This is a genomic window from Bacillus sp. B25(2016b), assembly GCF_001679765.1.
GTDB lineage: Bacteria > Bacillota > Bacilli > Bacillales > Bacillaceae_G > Bacillus_A > Bacillus_A thuringiensis_K.
Map to the genome: position 1 here is coordinate 3,141,951 of NZ_CP016285.1, position 14,987 is coordinate 3,156,937.

Consider the following 14,987-nt stretch of genomic DNA (forward strand, 5'->3'; position numbering starts at 1 on the left):
CATTCCCATTATTTCCTTGTTGAGGTCCTCTTCCGTTGTTTCCTTGCTCATTCCCATTATTTCCTTGTTGAGCTTCTCTACTGTTATTCTCCTGTTGATTCCTTCTATTTTCTTGCTGAGATCCTCTTCCATTGTTTTCTTTTATTTGCTTCGATGGCTGTTCCTCTGTTTTCTTTTGTTCTTTATGCTCTTGCTTCTCATACTTTTTTTCTTGTACGGGAGACAAATCCATTGTTGCATCAGGAGATGACTCCGGTTGCGATTGCACCTCTTCTTCGTTTTCCACCGGATTAGACGGCGTGGCAGGAGGCGTAAGCGATTTGTTCTTCTCATTCTCTTGCTTTATATAGACACCTGTGCCAATTCCAGCTTTTCTAGCATTCTCTCGTACTTGCATTGTGCTACTTTGATATTCAACTGTAATATGTTTTAGCTCATATTCTTTCTTTAATTCTTTCATTGCCTTTTCCAAAAGTGGTTCTAGTGCCTTGTCCTTTGCAACAGCTGTTAGCATAACTTGCTTATCATTCGTTAAATACTTATCCTCTTGACTTTGCTTTATAATAGTACGTATTACTTCTTGCAATTGTTTATTTTCCCATTGCTTCAATTCTTTTAAAATACGCCTTCCATCATCATTACAAGCCTGCAAATCTATAACACGAAAATCCTTTGTTACGCTCACCTCTAAACTTGGATTTATATCAACTGAGACGTAAGCAAATACTTTTTCTTCTGGTTGGTTGTAGAAAAACAGCACTGCAAATAGAAAACAAGCAACAAGTATTGATGCAGGCTTTAAAAAGGAAGGGATTGAAAAATACGATGCTTTTTGTTCTTGCTCATCAAATGAGATTTCTTCCCCGATTATGCAAGAATCCCCTTTTCTTTTACACGTAATAAACTCTCCATTTGGAGTTAAAACAACTACGCTATGCTTTTTTATATCCATCACAATTCCTTTATTCATCATGCTTCCCTCCCTTTATATAATCAAGAATGTATGTATAGTTGTTTGCAAAGATAATACACATTGCAATGATATATTTTCTATGACGCTCCAATGTTTTGCGACTTACCCTAACACGCGGTTCAATATGTTTAAGCGGTAACTTTTTCTTTCGGAACAGCTCTTCCATCATTTCCTCTTCTTTTATAATAATTTTCACAATTTCTATTAAGTGCTCACGTGTATCACGATGCTTAGGAGATTCTTTAGCAAGCTCTGAGAATGTGATTTTAAACTCAGCTAGCACACTTTGAAAATGAAGAATTTCCTCCTTACGGTTACTATTTTCCATCTCTTTCATATACTCCGTAAGCGACACTTGCATTTCTAACATTTCCTCTTGCTCATCTTCTTTTAAAAAGACAAAGTTATGTTTAGACTCCTTACGTATATAGTCAATTACATCTCTTTTTATAAGAAGATCAGCAAACGCTAAAAAGGATTTTCCTTTTGTATATGAATACTGTTCAATTGCTTCGTTAAACGCAAACAATCCAATGCTATATTCATCATCCTGTTCTGTAATATATCGGCGGCAGACAGATGAAATTGATTTTCTAATAAAAGGCTGATACTGTACGATAAACGCTTCTTTATCTTCTTCGTTGTTTTGTATGTTACATACGATATCTTCTATTTTCGGTTTTCTTAAGATCTTCATTACTAAACTCAACACTTGTAATCTCCCAGCCTCCTTCAAATAGCAAAATGGCTACTGCACAAGTGACCATTTAACCAGATTTTCTTGGTACTTTTCTTCGGTCTTGTTTTCTTGCTGTTAATTATATTTTTCGAGTCTAACTTTTCCCAACGTTTTCTTAATGATTTTCCTTTTCTCTCAGCACTAAAGTTAAGGTTGTATTTTTATCTACTTTCTTATTTTCTACCGTTCGTTTTGCTTATTCTTTTTCTATTTTATCTGCAATTCTTGAATAACTCTCCTCTATACCATTGGTAATTTCATCCTTTTTTTTGGATGCCCACTTAATCTAGTAATTTTATTAATACTTCTATATTCTTTCATAGTCATTTTTCTTCTATTTATTTTCTTCACTATACATATTCGGAGGAATACATAGTTTTATGGGGGTCAAAAAATATTTTTATAAAAAATACATATTTATTTCAAAAATAAAAACCATCAATTTGAAAAAGGATAATCAAATTGATGGTTTTCTTATAATATCTATTAAATTAAGTTGGATTCTCATCATATCTAAAAAAAGTACTAGCTATCCTCTGCCGCTTTTCTCCACTTTTATCTTTCTTGGTTATCATAATATGTCTTATCTGCGTATTTTCTATCATTTCCTTTTAGATAAGCTAAAATTACTTTTGGATTTTTAAATAAAGTCCAGTCTCCATATGTATCAAATCTTCTGCATGAAGTTATCATTCCATTTTTAATAGTACCGAATTTCTTATTATTTTTCTTTCCCCACTCTTTTAAACGTTTTGCGAAATCTGCATCTTCTGCCATAAGCATGTTTTCATTAAATCCATTGATTGCCATAAAGTCTTTTCTATAGCACCAAAAAATCCCTACAGATATAGCTCCGTACTTAAAAAGTAAAGGGATTATGATTAACATTGCGGAGAGAAATATTCCTAAAGATATTCTTTCAAACTTCCCATTCACCCCACCACCAATGTATTTACCTGAAGCTAAATATTTATCTACATTAGACAACATAGACTCTGTCATTATCGTATCAGCGTCTATAGTAACGATTATTTCTCCACTGGCTATTTTAGCCCCTGCATTTCGAATTTTAGATAAGTTTTTATCGTTATTTTTCAATGTAATACAATTATAAGATTTTGCTATTTCCTCTGTTTTATCTGTACAACGATTTAAAACAACTATAACTTCCGTTTGCTCTTTATATGCCTCTGATGCCTTTGCAATTGAATCTAAACATTTTCTAATGTACTTTTCTTCATTGTGTGCAGGAATTATAATAGAAAACTTCATATCTTTTTTCAAATTGACTCCTGAAGATTCATTTGTCTCAGTCATAATATTCCCCCCTTATTTTATAAGGTTAATATCTACTATACATAAATTATATTAATATTTATTAGGTTATATTATAGAAACTGAAGGTAAAGAGGCTCTTACTGTCGACGTTCAAAAGCAAGACGTACAGCAAGCACCGTTAAAACACTTGCCATAAGCCAACGCTGTACTCGTAGCCACGTCGGGCGTGTGCCAAACCATTTTGCAATTTTACTTGCTGTACATACAATTACAAGGTTAACTATAAAGCTAACAGTGATTTGCGTAAGCCCCAAAACTTCACCTTGAAAAAGCAGCAATCCCTTCTCTGGATCTTAAAATTGAGGTAGAAGTGATACACACAAAATGGAAATATTTAGATTCAAAAGTAACCTATCCGTAGAGCTACTAAAACTACTACGAATAAAGCAAAGCAACATGTAATATTTCGAATCCACTTTTGTATATCACCAAAATACCTTTCTATAAATATAGCGTTGATAGTAAGCATAAGAAATAAAACAAAGAAAGGCAGCGAGGTATAGGTCCATTTTTATCTTCATGGCTGGAATTATACTCCTTACCAAATTTCTAAATGAAATGTATAGCTGAGTAGTTACCTTATTTTTCAAAAAGACATTCTGGTTATTTCTTTTTCACTTCTTCTACAAATTCCCATGTCTCTCCGTTATCTTTTGATTGATAAAGTGCACTACTATCGCCATTGTAGTCTCCATCTGCCCCTTGTCCAACTAACATATTAAAAACCCCATCTTTCTCATATGGCATACTAGGAGAATCAAAAGGACTTATTGTGGACTGTGTATGATCTAATTTCACTTCATGCGGCGGATATTCTACCTTTTTGAAAGATACTCCCCCATCATCTGTACGATATAACTCTCCTTCATTACCAGAAGGCCTGATTGCTCCTAAAAACCCAAGTTTATCATTTATAAAAGTGATTCCTGATACACTACCAATCCCCCCATTAAATGGGTCTGGATTGATAACCTCCCATGTTTTCCCTTCATCACTAGTCTTGCTTAATGAATAAAAGGCGCTCCCTAATGCTTTATCTGTCATATTTAGTTTATAACCAACTTCTTTCGATAGGAAAAACTGTTCTTTTTCATTCTTTAAATCTTGTTGTTCCTTCTCTTTAAGCCTATCTTCTTTTGGAGGCGTCTTTGATTTACTCCAACTTGCGTCACTTATTAAATTATATCTAGCAGGGACTAGCTCTTTCTCTTTTCCAGGGACAAATATAGATACAGTATATCCAATGATATCAGAAGCTGCTTCTTTAAGACTCTGCTCCTTACCATCCTCAGTAATATTAATAATTCCCTCTGTATTGGATCCCCAATTTCTTTTTCCATAATAAATCAACCCATACTTACTTTCATTCCATTTTTTGACCGTTTGCTTAACTGGGATCGCCTTAACCGTTTTAATTAAAGGTTCTACTAATTTATCATCATTATAATCAGGCTTTGCGTATCCATCTCGTATTATAGTAATATCTTCTGATTTCTTCTTATTATAAGAGATTAAATAAGTTTCTTCTTTCCCATCAACATTTTTCCCATAAACAAATGTATCAAACGCTGTGATTGTTCCATCTGAATGAAACGTAAGATCAAAATCAGTTGCCATATACAATTTCTTTGGCAAAGGATATTTTTTATTTATATCTTCAAAAATACCTTCTACTCCAGATTTATATATATTATTATGTTTAAGTTTAACTGACCTTTCATGTTTTAACTTTTCTATAAACCATGCCAATTTGCCATTGTAATTTATTGCACTTTTATAAATCTGCATCCCATAAAATGATGTAATTGCAACAATAACGATAATAGAAATGGATCTCCATGCCATTGAATTTGTTAATTTTTTAGATTTATATTCTCTATTTTTTATCACCCGCATTGTAGTAAATGTAGTTATGGATATAAAAAGTACTATACATAATAACAAAATGTAAATATTATAATTCATTCTTCCGTACTTACAGTATAAGGCCAACTCATAACAAAAAATCCCGTATACAATTATTAGTATTGGATTTGTTACTAATGACAGAAGTATCCTTTTTGTATTTTCTCTAAATATAGAAACCACTCCTAATTATATGAATTACTGATATTAAGTATACTTTATTGTAAAGTAACAAAAAAGCTATTTAATCTTGTCGCAAAAAATACAATAGACATATGAATATTATATTCATGTTAAAAAGGCCAACAATCCAAGATTGTTAGCCTCTACTTCCCATATTCGTATCTTTTATCACTTTACTTCCTTACAACTGGAATCCACATTTCACCAAACACTAAGCCGTTTCTTTTCCCCATCTCAACCGTCGTATTTGGTCCACCAACATAAGCAAACTCATTTGCATCTGGTAAAGCTTGACCGAAGGCGATGCCAGTCAACTTATTACTTAACTCTTCAGCTGTTTTGTCTTCCCCTTTTACTACTAAGTATTCTCCCCTCGGAAACTGAATCACTCTAGATTCTTCTTCTATTTGTGCTTCTGTCATGACACCCGCATAATACATCATTTTGTTATTCACCGCTTCGCTCACAGAAAAAATGTATTCATTTGTCGCTAAAGCTTTTAAAGTGTCCAGCCTTCCATCTTCTTTAACAGCCGACCAAAAGTCTTCCTTTTCTTTATTTATTCCAGCAAAGTCTGTGTACTCACTCTTAATTTCAGTTCCAATACCTAACACAATAAAGCTATCTTTTTCTTCTATAGTATAATTTTTCATATACAAAACCTGCCTCTTTTTTTATTAATCAAACGATTTATCTTTTCATCTGATACGTTTATAATATCTTTAAACCATGTCAAAAAATGATACTGTTTAGGAGACCAAAATGAAAAAAGTTGAACGGATCAATACAATTATGCGATATATTAACAACCGCTCTCACTTTACAATTTCTGAAATCATACGAGAATTTAACATATCACGATCGACAGCTATTAGAGACATTAGAGAAATTGAAGCTATGGGAATGCCACTTGTCGCTGAAGTTGGGAGAACGGGTGGATATTTTGTTATGCATAATTCTATCCTGCCCGTTGTTCGCTTTACTGATAATGAAGTGAAAGCTCTTTTTATTGCCTTTATGGCTACGAGGAATCAACAACTTCCCTATCTAAAAAGTCGTCAATCTTTAGCTGAAAAACTACTAGGACTCATCTCAGAAACCCAGCAAGATGACCTCGTTCTTTTAAATCAACTCTTGCTGTTCCAAGGAACTAATCCTCATAATCCCGATCTACTTGAGCTTTCTGATCTCCCCCATCCTATGTTAGAAAAACTCATTCAAATCCTTCTTTTAGATAACCATTTATTGATTACTATCAAAGAAGATGAAGAAATCAAGTCTTATCCAATTTATCTATTGCACCTTTATCAAGAAAAAAGCCATTGGATCATTGAAGGATTTGACTTAAAAGAAGAAAAGAAGTTAATGTTTCCTGTCGATGCTCTCATCAATATCGAACCGTACACGACGAATAAAAGGCTCAATAAGAAAAAGATTTTAGAAAAACTAAGTAAGAAGGCTGAAGCAATTAACCTTGTACTTGAACTTGGTCCGACAGCAATTGCCCAGTTCAAAAAATACCATCCTTTAAAAATTTCAATATCTTATACTAATCCTTACCAATCCACAGCCATTTTAAAAACTTTTATCAATGTTAACAATCCCGATGAAGTGACGGAAATAATAAATTGGCTGCTTTTTCTAGGGAAGGATATTAAAATCAAAGAAATACCCGATGAAGTATTAGCAGATTTACAAAAACGAGTGTGCTTATACATTCCATAAGCAGTGAGCCTCAAATATTAAGCTTTATCACTGGATAATTATCCTATTTTTAAATACCATTTCATTTACTACAATGAGAGCATGATAAATAATAAAAGCACGGAAAATCTCCCGTGCTTTTCTAAATATATATTATTCCTGAAGGTTTCGTTTATCTCGTTTCTTACCCTAACTGACGTTTAAATGCTTTACTGGCGAAAAAGTAAGAGATGACCATTATACCTACGCACCAAGCGAGTGCAATCCAAATATCGTTACCCACAGTTCCTTCATATAAAAGAGCACGAATCGCATTCACGATTGAAGTTACAGGCTGATTCTCTGCAAACGCACGAACAATTTTTGGCATCGTTTCGGTAGGCACAAAGGCCGAACTAATAAATGGAAGAAAAACTAGCGGGTACGAGTAAGCAGTCGCCCCTTCCATAGACTTCGCTTTCAATCCTGGAATGATAGCTAGCCATGTTAGCGCCAGCGTAAACATCCCAAGTATTCCAGCTACCGCGAGCCACTCTAGAATATTAGCACTGGAACGGAAACCCATTAATAATGCAACAAGAATAACCACCACGATAGTAAGTACATTAGCAACAAGAGAGGTTAAAACATGAGCCCACAATATCGATGAACGCTTAATTGGCATCGTAATGAAACGTGCCATCAGCCCACTCTTTACATCCGTAAAGAGTCGCACAGAAGTGTAAGCTACACCGGATGCGATAGCCATTAGCAAAATTCCCGGCAATAAATAATTGACGTAGTTATCTGTTCCTGTCTTTATAGCCCCGCCAAATACGTAAACAAATAATAGCATCATCATAATCGGCGTAATCGCTACTGTAATAATTGTATCCGGGCTGCGCATAATGTTACGCATTAAACGACCTAATAATACACCTGTTTTACTTTTCATTTACATCTCCTCCTTTTTGCCAATGATCGCAAGGAATATTTCTTCCAATGTCGGTTGCTTTTCGATATACTCCACTTTTGCCGGTGGGAACATCTCTTTCAGTTCAGCAAGAGTACCTGTCGTAATAATTTTTCCGCCATGCAAAATAGCGATACGGTCTGCCAGTTGTTCTGCTTCCTCCAAGTACTGAGTCGTAAGCAAAATAGTTGTACCGCTACCGGCAAGTTCCTTTACTGTATCCCACACTTCGATCCGCGCTTCTGGATCAAGTCCGGTCGTTGGTTCGTCGAGAAAAATAACTGCTGGCGCCCCAATCAAACTCATTGCGATATCAATCCGGCGCTTCATCCCTCCTGAATACTGATCTGCCCTCTGGTTGGCCGCATCAGTCAGGCTAAATCTTGCAAGTAGATTATCAGCAACTTGTGCGGGATTGGAAACACCACGTAACTTAGCGATCATTATCAAGTTTTCTTTCCCCGTCAACATGCCGTCTAAAGCTGCAAACTGTCCTGTCAAACTGATACTTTGACGAACTTGATCTGGTTGGCGCTGTACATCAAATCCACAAATGCTTACCTCACCGCCATCTTGCTTCATTAGCGTCGAAAGGATATTGACCGTTGTCGTCTTTCCCGCTCCATTTGAGCCTAGCAGCGCGAAAATTTCTCCACGCTGTACATCAAAATCCACTCCCTTTAACACTTCTTTGTCTTTAAAAAATTTTTTTAATCCTTTTACAGAAATCGCTGCATTGCTCATGCTTTTTCCCCCTTACAAAAATAAATTACCTATACCCTCTATTTAGTACCACTGATATTCTGTAACACTTAGTACTGAGTTAAAAATATAACTGAATAGCGATGGCGGTAGTTCACATTTATGACCAGCTAATCAGTCGGTATTACGTATTGCATTTATTTTTTTCTCAATTTCTTCATAATACTTTCATTCAAATCTTCACGATATTTGGAGACATACGTTTTAGCGTTTGCCACTAGTTCGTCAGCAAAAGATGCCACATCTTCCCCAGTAATATCTAGCACTTGTCTACCTTCCGCTGCACCGGCTTCAAACAAATCGATTAATTCGTACTGAATGTGCAGCATATCCATCCCGTTTCCGGTCGAAAAATTCCACATATAGTTTTGAATTTTCTTAAACACAAACTGATAGTCCTCTGGCAGTGCTGCAACACGTGCCATCATCATTCTGTACTCTTTTTTATCACCGATTAATTTTTTGAATATTTCCAACATGTTATTTTCCTCCTTTTTATAAAGCAGAACAAGAAACTCTCCAAATATGAGCCGAAACATTTTATATTATGAGGCTAGTTTGACTTCAAGACGTTAATTTTTGACGATACAAAATCCCATTTTCTCCAAAATAATTCAAGCTCCTGACGACCAGCTTCATTTAATGAATAAAACTTACGAGGCGGCCCCATATCTGATGGTTTCTTTTCAATATTCACAAGCTTTTTCTTCTCTAGTCGTACGAGAATGGTATACACCGTTCCTTCCACGACTTCGGTAAACCCAAGATCATTCAAGTGGCGAGTAATCTCATAACCATACGTTTCACGGCGGCTAATGATTTCCAACACACACCCTTCCAGTGAACCTTTCAACATTTCAGTTAAATTTTCCATGTTCTGATCCTCCTTTACCCCCTATTCTGTCTGACTTATATTCAGTATTACAGAGTACTAAGGCGAATTTTTCACTGAACAGTTTTTGTGAATTCGAACTATTCAGTATCACTTATTACATCTACATTGTATGACTAAGTAGCGATAGAAGTCAACTGATTTTCAAATTTTTTCTAAAATCCGCTATTACCTATTGTCTGCTGAAAATATTTTGAGAAACAACACTACTCAGTATTGCTTATTACAAGTACATTGTATGACTGAGTAGCGATGAATGTCAACTCGATTTTTATATTTTTTTCTAAAATCAACTATTACCTATTCGATACAGTCTGTTTTCTTTTTTTTAATTTCCCCATACCTATCCCACTAAGAAAAGAAAATACCCCAAAATAAAAATTCTACATTTTTGTTTTGGGGCGCTATACTATACCAAAGTTAATGAATATGGCTAGCTCTTCTTATTTAATAAGACAGATCATTTTTTGTTACGATAACATCATAGCCATATCTTCTGCTACATTTGTAATTAGTTTTAAACCAAATGTTTCTTGTAATACATCAAGCACGCCAGCTGAAATAAATTCAGGAGCCTTTGGACCGATGCGAATATCTTGAATCCCAAGACTAAATAGCCCTAGTAAAATGGCAACCGCTTTTTGTTCAAACCATGATAGGACAATACTTACTGGCAATTCATTCACTTCACATTGAAAAGCATCAGCTAAAGCAGCCGCTATTTTCACTGTAGAAATTGAATTATTGCACTGTCCTAAATCAATGTAACGCGGAATTTCCGTACCAGGTACAACACCGTAATCCACATCATTAAAGCGGAATTTCCCGCAAGAAGTTGTTAAAATAACCGTTTCTGGCGGAAGTGACGTTGCTAATTCACGATAATATTCTCCGCCTTTTCCCGGTGCATCACAACCGGCGATAACAAAGAAACGCTTTATTTTCCCTTTTTTTACTGCGTCAATAATTTCTGGAGCTAATGATAATACTGTATTATGATGAAACCCTGTCACTAACTGTTCATCCGACTCCATATGTACTTCTGGAAGTTCTAGCGTTTTTTGAATTAACGTTGTAAAATCATCATTTTCAATTTTTTGTACACCTTCTAAACCTGCAATGTCATATGAAAAGAATCGATCAGAGTACGAGCCTTTAATTGGCATAACACAGTTCGTTGTAGCTAATATGGCACCAGTAAATTTTTCAAAAAGGCGTCTTTGATCATACCATGCCTTACCGATGTTTCCTTTTAAATGTTTATATTTTTTCAGCTGCGGGTATCCGTGTGCTGGTAGCATTTCAGAATGCGTATAAATATTAATGTCTTTTCCTTCTGTTTGCTTTAATAGTTCTTCTAATGCAAATAAATTATGGCCCGTAACTACAATTGCTTTACCTTCTACACGATTTTGTGTAATTTGTACAGGTTCTGGCACACCAAAATGATTCGTATGTGCCTCATCCAATAACTCCATCACCCGTAAAGCTGATTTCCCAACTTTCATAGCCATATCAATATGCTCTTGTTCGTTAAAATTAGAATTTGTTAATGTCATATATAAAGCTTCTTGTGTTGTAGCATCTACAAATGCATCCGTATACCCTAGCTGAGCAGCATGTGTGCGATAAGCTGCAATTCCTTTTAGCCCAAACACAATCGTATCTTGTAAACTCGCAATCGTTTCATTCTTACCACAAACACCCATCACTTTACATCCGCCTGTTGGCGTTTGTTCACATTGATAACAAAACATATCATCCCACCCTCTCCCAATCATTCATTACACCTTAAGCATAATACCCATTGAAAAAAAGTGATGTGATATCAATCACAATAATATATAAAGATTTGTGACAGTTCATATTGTTGACATAATATTTTTATTGACACTAAAAAATGTACATTAGTGTGCACACATCTTTCGATACTTTTAAATAGCTAAATAATTAATTTGGAGAAATATATACAACGAAAATTTTTTGAATCCTTATACAAATAGTTGCAATTCATCACATATGAAAATAGACATACAAAAACGCCATCCTTTTCTATCATTCAATAGAAAGAATAGCGTATTTTTTATTTTAAGAAACTATCATTTTTTATTAAAGCCTTTATTGTAAAGCTTTTTATTTACAATACATTTACACTATCTTAACATTACTTACATTATTTATATGATATATTTATATAGAAACTACTTAAGAAATTTCATATACATTTTATCTTTATGATCTCTTATCTAATCAATAAAAAGATCATGTTATATTTTTATAACAGGGGTGAATTAGAATGACTGAAACTTTAAAAACACTTATAATGCTTGATGCTACTTACGTTGTTATAGCAATTATGACAGTTCTAGTATTTGTATACTTGGAATTAAAATCTCAGTAATACATGCTGGCGTAATCGACAGATTCAGCATTTAAATATAGTTAGAAGAAAGAGAGGAGAAAATTATTTCTCCTCTCTTTTGTATTTCTACAATTTCTTATTTTAATAAATCCAATGTATGTAAAAGTAATCCTCTGTCTCCTACTTCTCCATGACCAGGTACTACCGAATTTATATTTCCATATCGCTTCAGCACATTCTCAATCGATGTAGACCATTCATTTACATAAGCATCCGCAACGTTTCCTAAATCTTTCGCGGACGTAGATTTCACTAAACAGCCTCCAACTAAAATATTGTATTGCGGTAACCATACGACAATATTATCTTCTGTATGCCCTTTCCCTGGATAAAATGTTTCTACTTTCATATTTCCAAACTTCAAATTTGTAACGGTTTGTAAATCTCCAAATGGCTCTTCATATCCACTTTTCTTTGCTAGTTCTGCGGTTAATGCTGTACTATGCGCTTTAATTCCTCTTTCTTTCAACGTTTTTATTCCGCCAATTCGATCAGCGTGCGCATGTGTAATAATGACATCCGTTACACGCTTCTGAAATTTCTTTTCTACCATTTCTATTAGTTCCTTCGTTAATTTGTCATCCCAAGAAGAATCCACAAGTACTAACCCTTTAGAAGTATTAAGAACTAGACCGTTCGAAGGAACTGCTTCTCCATTAAAAGAACCTAACTCCGTATGAACCCATACATTGTTGTTTAACTGAGATATTGAAATAGTTCCTGTCTCATTTTTTATAGCTTTATGCTCTAGCTTTTGTTCCGCTTTCACAGAAGAAACTGTACTAACAAATTGAGTTACTCCTAGTAAACTAACACATACCCCTAATTTTAATAATGTATTTTTCATTTTCTCCACCCTTTCTTTCAAACGAAATAGTTATTACCTATATTAGACAATTCACCTTAACAGTTTGTTCCATCTTTTTTTGCATATTTTTCATACCATTAATAAAAAGCGCACAAATTTTGTACGCTTTAATTTTGTTAAATTATAACATTCATACTATAATTTATTTATAACCCTTTAACGGAGGTGTTTTCAATGACTCTCTTTGCTTCCCCCTCATTATTCATACTAGCAATTATTTCATTTGCACTAACCTATTTCATCGGAGTTAAACAATACACTTGGCTCTTATCAGGATTCAATGAACGCCGTGTGCCAGATAAAGTTAGGTTATCAAAAATAGTTGGTCTTTATAATTTAACTGCTGGTATTATCGCCACAATTGGTAGTGTCTTCACTACTCCTAATGTCAAAATCTTATTTCCTATCATTATAATTGGCCACGTTATAATCGCTGCTTATGTAAATACACGCATGGTGCATTGAAAAAAGATCACCCAAATGGATGATCTTTTTTATAATTTATCAACATATTGCTTCGCTTCTAATAAGGAAAAACCAAAAGCCTCTCTTACTCTCTTAACTGCTGTAACTGTTTTTCCTTCTTCCATAAGCTGACGTAACTCTTTATTAATTTCAGGTTCTCTATCTACAATTCCCATTTCTTTCGAAATTAGCTGTAATCTATCTTCCATCCTCTTTAAACGTGCATCCGTTTTCTTTTCGATTCTATTTAATTTTTCAATGATATAAATAAACCCAAGGACCGCTATCGGTATGATCATCCAAAATTCCATGACTATCCCTCCTTATTAGCTTTCATTTGTTTTATTTCACTAACTTGTGTAAATTTTACCACTAAACACATTTAATGTATAATAGTAATATACAACACTGTTAATAAAACCTTTTATTTTAGGGGGACACATTATGAAAAGATTTTTTAAGACGTTACTACAATTTATAGTTCTTTCATTTGCACTACATTTATTATTTGATATCGTTGGCTGGCTTGTTTTCAATGCGCCAATTAAAAATAAACAAATGATTATTTCCTTACTAACAACCTCATGGCTTATGTACATGTACCGAGACAAATTTTTTAAAACATTCACTTCGAATTAACTAAAAAAACTTCATCGATAAAAGATGAAGTTTTTTCTTTTTCTCTCTATTTACTACTGTATAATAGAACTAACATTCTGTCTTTTTAAGAAAGGAGCCACTATGAACTTAAAAAGTAACAATATATACGAAAAAATGAACCAATATTCCGTTGCAGGTTTAAGCCTTGCTATTATACGTGATGGCAAACTAGACGAAACGATTGCCTTTGGAACGCTTGAATCTGGAACAACTAGAACTGTCACTACGAATTCTATATTCAACTCTTGTTCAATTAGTAAATTCATCACTACAACGCTCGTACTAACGTTATCAGATCAAGAAATCATACATTTAGATGAAGACATAAATGATAGACTCACATCTTGGAACATACCTACCAACCTATTTACCTCACAGAAAAAAGTCACCCTGCGAAATTTATTAAGTCACCAATCTGGAATTATTGATCCTCCTAATAGTTTTGGACATTATACATTTGCACAAGGGCGACCAAACATGTCTGAACTCCTTGCCGGTAAAACATCCTATTGCCCAGTACCGATAGAAATAACTTATAAACCAGAAAACGAATTTCACTACTCCGATGCAAACTTTTGTATTATTGAACTACTACTTGAAGATATTACAGGAAGATCATTTAGTCAGTTATTAGAAGAACACATCTTCCAGCCACTACAAATGAAAAATAGTACACTTTTCTCTCCAAAAGACATAGATAAAAGCGATGTTTTTGCTTGCGGACATAATAAAGATAGAACTGTAACAAATGAGAAGTATCCATTTTATCCATTCGCAGCTGCTTCAGGTATTTGGACAACACCAACTGACTTGCCAGCTTTAGTTATTGAAATCATTCATTCCTTACAAGGAAAGGGTAAACTAAAACTTTCTCAAAAATTAGTAATAGACATGATTTCTCCTCAAGGTTGCTCAAAATGGACTGGATTAGGTGTTTTTCTAGATGATTCTAATGAAGAATTACAGGTTTATTCACTCGGATGGGGCGTTGGATTTCAATGTATGATGGTTTGTTATCCATACTGCTGGAATGGTGCTGTTATTATGACCAATTCCGATTTAGGTGTTCATCAAATGGAAGGGATCATTGGTGAAGTTGTAAAAACGTTACCCTTATAATGAAA

Annotated in this window: 16 protein-coding genes and 2 pseudogenes; 4 read left to right on the top strand and 14 right to left on the bottom strand. The window is 34.3% G+C overall.

Features of this window, described 5'->3' with window-relative positions; genetic code table 11:
• The 7 genes and pseudogenes from BAQ53_RS16000 to BAQ53_RS16030 all read right to left on the bottom strand — a co-directional run.
• A partial coding sequence (locus tag BAQ53_RS16000) for an anti-sigma factor domain-containing protein (RefSeq protein WP_208905843.1) occupies nucleotides 1-973 on the bottom strand: 973 nt, incomplete at its 3' end.
• A complete protein-coding gene (gene sigI / locus BAQ53_RS16005; protein ID WP_002181307.1) occupies nucleotides 963-1,685 on the bottom strand; it encodes an RNA polymerase sigma factor SigI in 723 nt (240 codons plus the stop codon). The genes BAQ53_RS16000 and sigI, both read right to left, overlap by 11 nt.
• Nucleotides 1,686-2,267: 582 nt before the next feature.
• Nucleotides 2,268-3,029: a glycosyltransferase family 2 protein gene (locus tag BAQ53_RS16010; protein WP_000141001.1), complete on the bottom strand. Its 762-nt coding sequence runs from the start codon at nucleotides 3,027-3,029 to the stop codon at nucleotides 2,268-2,270.
• 98 nt (nucleotides 3,030-3,127) lie between these two features.
• Nucleotides 3,128-3,397: pseudogene (locus BAQ53_RS16015) on the bottom strand (LysE family translocator); the annotation flags it as partial.
• Nucleotides 3,391-3,546 (bottom strand): annotated as a pseudogene (locus BAQ53_RS16020) (DUF3963 domain-containing protein); the annotation flags it as partial. The pseudogenes BAQ53_RS16015 and BAQ53_RS16020, both read right to left, overlap by 7 nt.
• A 107-nt stretch (nucleotides 3,547-3,653) precedes the next feature.
• On the bottom strand, nucleotides 3,654-5,138 hold the full coding sequence (locus tag BAQ53_RS16025) for a WD40/YVTN/BNR-like repeat-containing protein (RefSeq protein ID WP_347876351.1): 1,485 nt from the start codon (nucleotides 5,136-5,138) through the stop codon (nucleotides 3,654-3,656).
• 173 nt (nucleotides 5,139-5,311) lie between these two features.
• Complete coding sequence (locus tag BAQ53_RS16030; RefSeq protein ID WP_000801038.1) at nucleotides 5,312-5,791, bottom strand: GyrI-like domain-containing protein; 480 nt, start codon at nucleotides 5,789-5,791, stop codon at nucleotides 5,312-5,314.
• 109 nt (nucleotides 5,792-5,900) lie between these two features.
• Between BAQ53_RS16030 and BAQ53_RS16035 the strand changes: the two genes are divergently transcribed.
• Nucleotides 5,901-6,863 carry a helix-turn-helix transcriptional regulator gene (locus tag BAQ53_RS16035; protein WP_086406939.1) on the top strand — a complete coding sequence of 321 codons (963 nt, stop codon included), beginning with the start codon at nucleotides 5,901-5,903 and terminating at the stop codon, nucleotides 6,861-6,863.
• 163 nt (nucleotides 6,864-7,026) lie between these two features.
• Here BAQ53_RS16035 and BAQ53_RS16040 read toward each other — a convergent pair whose 3' ends face one another.
• From BAQ53_RS16040 to bla2, 6 genes are all read right to left on the bottom strand, one after another.
• Nucleotides 7,027-7,776 (bottom strand): ABC transporter permease, encoded by a 750-nt coding sequence (locus BAQ53_RS16040; RefSeq protein ID WP_000837801.1) that lies wholly within the window; start codon nucleotides 7,774-7,776, stop codon nucleotides 7,027-7,029.
• Nucleotides 7,777-8,538, bottom strand: a complete 762-nt coding sequence (locus tag BAQ53_RS16045; protein ID WP_208905845.1) for an ABC transporter ATP-binding protein — start codon at nucleotides 8,536-8,538, stop codon at nucleotides 7,777-7,779. It abuts the gene before it with no gap.
• Between the two features lie 155 nt (nucleotides 8,539-8,693).
• Nucleotides 8,694-9,035 (bottom strand): DUF1048 domain-containing protein, encoded by a 342-nt coding sequence (locus BAQ53_RS16050; RefSeq protein WP_000889650.1) that lies wholly within the window; start codon nucleotides 9,033-9,035, stop codon nucleotides 8,694-8,696.
• Nucleotides 9,036-9,109: 74 nt separating this feature from the next.
• Complete coding sequence (locus BAQ53_RS16055; protein WP_000429484.1) at nucleotides 9,110-9,430, bottom strand: PadR family transcriptional regulator; 321 nt, start codon at nucleotides 9,428-9,430, stop codon at nucleotides 9,110-9,112.
• A 488-nt stretch (nucleotides 9,431-9,918) separates the two neighbouring features.
• Nucleotides 9,919-11,205: a hydroxylamine reductase gene (hcp, locus tag BAQ53_RS16060; RefSeq protein ID WP_151522769.1), complete on the bottom strand. Its 1,287-nt coding sequence runs from the start codon at nucleotides 11,203-11,205 to the stop codon at nucleotides 9,919-9,921.
• Nucleotides 11,206-11,946: 741 nt separating this feature from the next.
• Nucleotides 11,947-12,717, bottom strand: a complete 771-nt coding sequence (bla2, locus tag BAQ53_RS16065; protein WP_208905853.1) for a BcII family subclass B1 metallo-beta-lactamase — start codon at nucleotides 12,715-12,717, stop codon at nucleotides 11,947-11,949.
• Between the two features lie 195 nt (nucleotides 12,718-12,912).
• On the opposite strand from bla2, the gene BAQ53_RS16070 reads away from it, so the two are divergent.
• The gene (locus BAQ53_RS16070; protein WP_208905861.1) at nucleotides 12,913-13,203 is read left to right on the top strand and encodes a DUF3784 domain-containing protein; all 291 of its coding nucleotides are present in this window, start codon (nucleotides 12,913-12,915) and stop codon (nucleotides 13,201-13,203) included.
• 29 nt (nucleotides 13,204-13,232) lie between these two features.
• On the opposite strand, the gene BAQ53_RS16075 is transcribed toward BAQ53_RS16070, so the two are convergent.
• Nucleotides 13,233-13,514, bottom strand: coding sequence for a hypothetical protein (locus BAQ53_RS16075; RefSeq protein WP_086409462.1), 282 nt, complete (start codon nucleotides 13,512-13,514; stop codon nucleotides 13,233-13,235).
• 133 nt (nucleotides 13,515-13,647) lie between these two features.
• Here BAQ53_RS16075 and BAQ53_RS16080 point away from each other — a divergent pair, with 133 nt between their 5' ends.
• Both BAQ53_RS16080 and BAQ53_RS16085 read left to right on the top strand, forming a co-directional pair.
• Nucleotides 13,648-13,842 carry a hypothetical protein gene (locus tag BAQ53_RS16080; protein WP_196478567.1) on the top strand — a complete coding sequence of 65 codons (195 nt, stop codon included), beginning with the start codon at nucleotides 13,648-13,650 and terminating at the stop codon, nucleotides 13,840-13,842.
• A 102-nt stretch (nucleotides 13,843-13,944) separates the two neighbouring features.
• Nucleotides 13,945-14,982: a serine hydrolase domain-containing protein gene (locus BAQ53_RS16085; protein ID WP_208905870.1), complete on the top strand. Its 1,038-nt coding sequence runs from the start codon at nucleotides 13,945-13,947 to the stop codon at nucleotides 14,980-14,982.
• Nucleotides 14,983-14,987: the final 5 nt, after the last annotated feature.